Consider the following 3,664-nt stretch of genomic DNA (forward strand, 5'->3'; position numbering starts at 1 on the left):
GCTCAGCGCTGCCGACGTGGAGGCGTGGATTCAAGGACTGACCGACGAGGAGCTCAGCGAGAGCGAGCTCGTCGACCGGGTCCGGCTACTCGAGGAGCTCAAGACCCGAGCGGCCGCAGCGCAGGCGCGACTGGCGGTCGGCCTCGATGCCGCCGTGCGACAGCGTCACAGCGACCTCAAGCTCCCGCCGGCCTAGCAGGGTCGCGGCGTCGCCTCCCAGCTCGCCGCCGCCCGACGCGAGTCGCCGTTCCGAGGCGGGCGCCACCTCGGGTTCGCGAAGGCCGTCGTCACCGAGATGCCGCACACGATGGCGGCGATGGAGGCCGGACAGCTCTCGGAGTGGCGGGCCACGATCCTGGTGCGCGAGACCGCGTGCCTGTCTGTAGAGGACCGGCGCCACATCGACGCCGAGCTGCTTGCCGACCCGACGAAGGTCGAGGGTTGGGGCGACCGGCGTCTGGGCGCAGCGGCCCGGCGGCTCGCGGACCGGTTGGACGCAGCCGCCCAGGTGAAGCGCAAGGCACAGTCCGAGAACGCCCGGCGCGTCAGCATCCGCCCGGCGCCCGACACCATGGCGATCGTCAGTGCGGTACTGCCGGTGGCCCAGGGGGTCGCGGTCTGGGCAGCACTCAAGACCGTCGCCGACACCCTCACCGGCCAGGGCGACGAGCGCAGCCGCGGCCAGATCATGGCCGACACACTCGTCGAGCGGGTGACCGGCCAGGCAAAGGCCGACGCGGTGCCGGTCCACGTCAACCTCACGGTCTCCGACGAGGCGCTGCTCGCCGGCGGCACGGAGCCGGCCTGGCTCGCCGACCTCGGGCCGGTACCCGCCGCGTCCGCGCGCAACCTGGTCGACACCGCGACGCAGGACGCCATCGCGACGCTCCGGCGCCTCTACGTCGCCTCCACCGGCCGGCTCATGTCGATGGACTCGGTGAGCACCGCGTTCCCCAAGAATCTCGCCCTCTTCCTCGACCTGCGCGACCAGACCTGCCGCACGCCGTGGTGCGACGCACCAATCCGCCACCACGACCACGTCCGCTCGTTGCTCGCGGGAGGCCCGACCACCGCCGACAACGGCCAGGGCCTCTGCGCGCAGTGCAACTACGCCAAGGAAGCCCCGGGGTGGTCGGCCAGGCCGATCGGGCCACCCGGCGAGCAGCACCAGGTCGAGACCACCCTCCCCACCGGCCACCGACTCAGATCCCGCGCACCGGATCTACCCCAGCCCTCGCGGACTCGCGGCCGTCGCATCGTGGTCGACCTCTACTCACCCGACTTCAGCATCGGGTTCGAGTGCGCTGCCTGATTCGTCGCAAAGATCGCTGGCGCGACCCGCCCACGCCAGCGAACACACGACGATTCCTCGCCACGCCTCGTCCATGTGCGGCCCCGGCCGCGCCGCCGCGCGGTGAACTTCGTCCCTTGGCCGGCATTCCACGATGCTCGGGAATCAATGCGGTACGTGGCTGCCAGCAGGTGACAGCGGGGTACCGCAGAGTTCAGGTCGGACAGGCAGATGCGTCTACCTGGGCGGAAAGCCCCATCGAATCTCGGAGTGCGTGGCGGGCGTGCCAGCGATGCCCTGCCTTCCGACTTCGATCAATCGAAATCTGAATCGACCCCAGCACTTGAGTACGTCGGCTCACGTGCTGCACCCACCCCCGCTCCTAGCGTCGGCCCATGCTCCTCACCCACCGCCTCTTCCTGCCGTACGCCGCCTGCTTCCTGGGGACCCTGGCCCTCCTCACGGTCCTCTGCTTCCACTTCCCCGAGCAGCTGACCAGCCAGGAGCTCCGGGCCGTCTACACCGCCGACTTCGCCCGCGCGACCCTGTTGGTCGGGCTCATCGCCACGTTCGTACTCGGCACGGCCGCGGTCCTGCGTGACCAGAGCCGCCCGGTCGCCCTGACCGGCCTCGCCGCCGCGACGGCCGCCGTACTCCTCGGTGGGACGAGCGTGGAGGTCGGCGACTTCGAGCAGACGCCGTACTCGCTGGGGCTCGACTGGTTCGTGCTGTCGCTGTTCTTCTCGGCGCTCGTCTTCATCCCGCTGGAGCAGTACCTCGCCCACCGCCAGACGCCGGTGCTCCGCAATGGGTGGCGCACCGACGTGACCTACTTCTTCCTGAGCCACGTCTTCGTGCAGTTCATCCTGCTGGCCGTGACCGCGTCGACGTCCACCGTCGCGGCGCGGGTCGCACTCCCGGCCGTGAGCGACGTCGTGGGCGCGATGCCGGGCTGGGCGCAGTTCCTGCTGGCTGTGCTCGTCGCCGACCTCGCGCAGGCGACGCTCCACCGGGCCTACCACCGCATCTCGACCCTGTGGCGCTTCCACGCGGTGCACCACTCCAGCCGCGACCTCGACTGGCTCGCCGGCTCGCGCATCCACTTCGTCGAGACCGTCCTGACGCGCAGCATCGTGCTGCTGCCGCTCCTGGTGCTCGGTTTCTCCACCGCCGCCGTCAACGCCTACGTCGTCCTCGTCGGCCTCCAGGCCGTGGTCGCGCACGCCAACATCGGCGTCCGCTTCGGCTGGCTCGAGTACCTGATCGTGCTGCCGCGCTACCACCACTGGCACCACGCGCGTCACGTCGACTACTGGGACCGCAACTACGCCATCCACCTGCCGCTGGTCGACATGCTGATGGGCTCCTTCAAGCTGCCTCGCGACGGGTCCTGGCCCGAGGAGTACGGCGTGCTCAAGCTCGAGACTGTGCCCAACGGAATCGTTGCCCAGCACTTGATGCCGTTCAGCAGTAGGACCACCTACGACGACTACGTGGCCTGACCGCCGGCCGCCCGCAGGTGGTGCGCGCTGAGCGCCTCGATCGCGAGGACGGCGAACTCCTCGGTCGTCATCGGCGTCCCGGTCTCGACCCGGTAGACCTCGCGGTCCTCGTGGTAGGCGGTGGCCACGCGAGGGTCGGCGGTGAAGACCGTGAGCACCGGGTCGTCCGACTCGTCCATGTCGAGGTCAACGTACGGCTTCACCTCGTCGCCGAGGCCGAGCCCCCAGCCGTCGTCCTCGGTGGTGAGCCACACGTAGTCGGCGAGCCACGGCAGGTCCGTGGGGTCGAAGGCGTCGTCGAAGTAGGTCACCTGGCGCCACTGCGGAGGCGCTGCGGCCAGGGCCTGGGCGACGCTCGGCAGGTCGCGCAGCTCGGCGAGCGTCACGTCCACCTCCTCACGCGCGGGCTCGGGCCGCTCGGGCCGCTCAGTAGCGACGACGGCAGGGCCCGAACCGGCCAGCACCATCGCCACGAGTCCGATCCCGTTGAGCACGACGATCGCGATCCCGAGCCAGAAGAACGCGCCGCGCTCGCCGACCTCGGTGACCACCAGCGCCACACCGATCGCGAGCGCGATCAGCCGCATCCACGGACTACGAGTCCAACCCATCAGCGCGCCCCCTGGTCCCAGCAACCCTGGCCGAGCCCGACCAGCTCGAACCCACGCAGGTCGCCCTTGCCCAACCTGGCGTTCGCGGTGGTCGCGACGCCGTACATCTGCTGGTCCCGGGCGTCGGTGTGAGCGAGGCCGACCGCGTGGCCGATCTCGTGCACCATGATCTGGCCCCAGGCGACGAGGCCCTTGGCGGCGTACGACTCCGTGAGCGGCTCGGTGCTGTCGAGTGCGACGACCCCTTGAGCGATCTCGAG

General features: G+C 70.3%; 5 protein-coding genes and 1 pseudogene. 4 read left to right on the forward strand and 2 right to left on the reverse strand.

Annotation, left to right across the window (positions count from 1 at the left end; genetic code table 11):
* The 4 genes and pseudogenes from VOI19_RS16150 to VOI19_RS16165 all read left to right on the forward strand — a co-directional run.
* A partial coding sequence (locus VOI19_RS16150) for a hypothetical protein (RefSeq protein WP_323793990.1) occupies nt 1-196 on the forward strand: 196 nt, incomplete at its 5' end.
* 18 nt (nt 197-214) lie between these two features.
* Nucleotides 215-919 (forward strand): annotated as a pseudogene (locus VOI19_RS16155) (DUF222 domain-containing protein); the annotation flags it as partial.
* Nucleotides 920-928: 9 nt separating this feature from the next.
* The gene (locus VOI19_RS16160) at nt 929-1,312 is read left to right on the forward strand and encodes an HNH endonuclease signature motif containing protein (RefSeq protein WP_323793994.1); all 384 of its coding nucleotides are present in this window, start codon (nt 929-931) and stop codon (nt 1,310-1,312) included.
* 374 nt (nt 1,313-1,686) lie between these two features.
* The gene (locus VOI19_RS16165) at nt 1,687-2,793 is read left to right on the forward strand and encodes a sterol desaturase family protein (protein ID WP_323793991.1); all 1,107 of its coding nucleotides are present in this window, start codon (nt 1,687-1,689) and stop codon (nt 2,791-2,793) included.
* Here VOI19_RS16165 and VOI19_RS16170 read toward each other — a convergent pair.
* Both VOI19_RS16170 and VOI19_RS16175 read right to left on the reverse strand, forming a co-directional pair.
* Entirely contained in the window at nt 2,781-3,404 is a 624-nt protein-coding gene (locus VOI19_RS16170) for a hypothetical protein (RefSeq protein WP_323793992.1), read from the reverse strand. The genes VOI19_RS16165 and VOI19_RS16170 overlap by 13 nt on opposite strands.
* A partial coding sequence (locus VOI19_RS16175; RefSeq protein WP_323793993.1) for a matrixin family metalloprotease occupies nt 3,404-3,664 on the reverse strand: 261 nt, incomplete at its 5' end. The genes VOI19_RS16170 and VOI19_RS16175, both read right to left, overlap by 1 nt.

Source organism: Nocardioides sp., from assembly GCF_034670285.1.
GTDB lineage: Bacteria > Actinomycetota > Actinomycetes > Propionibacteriales > Nocardioidaceae > Nocardioides.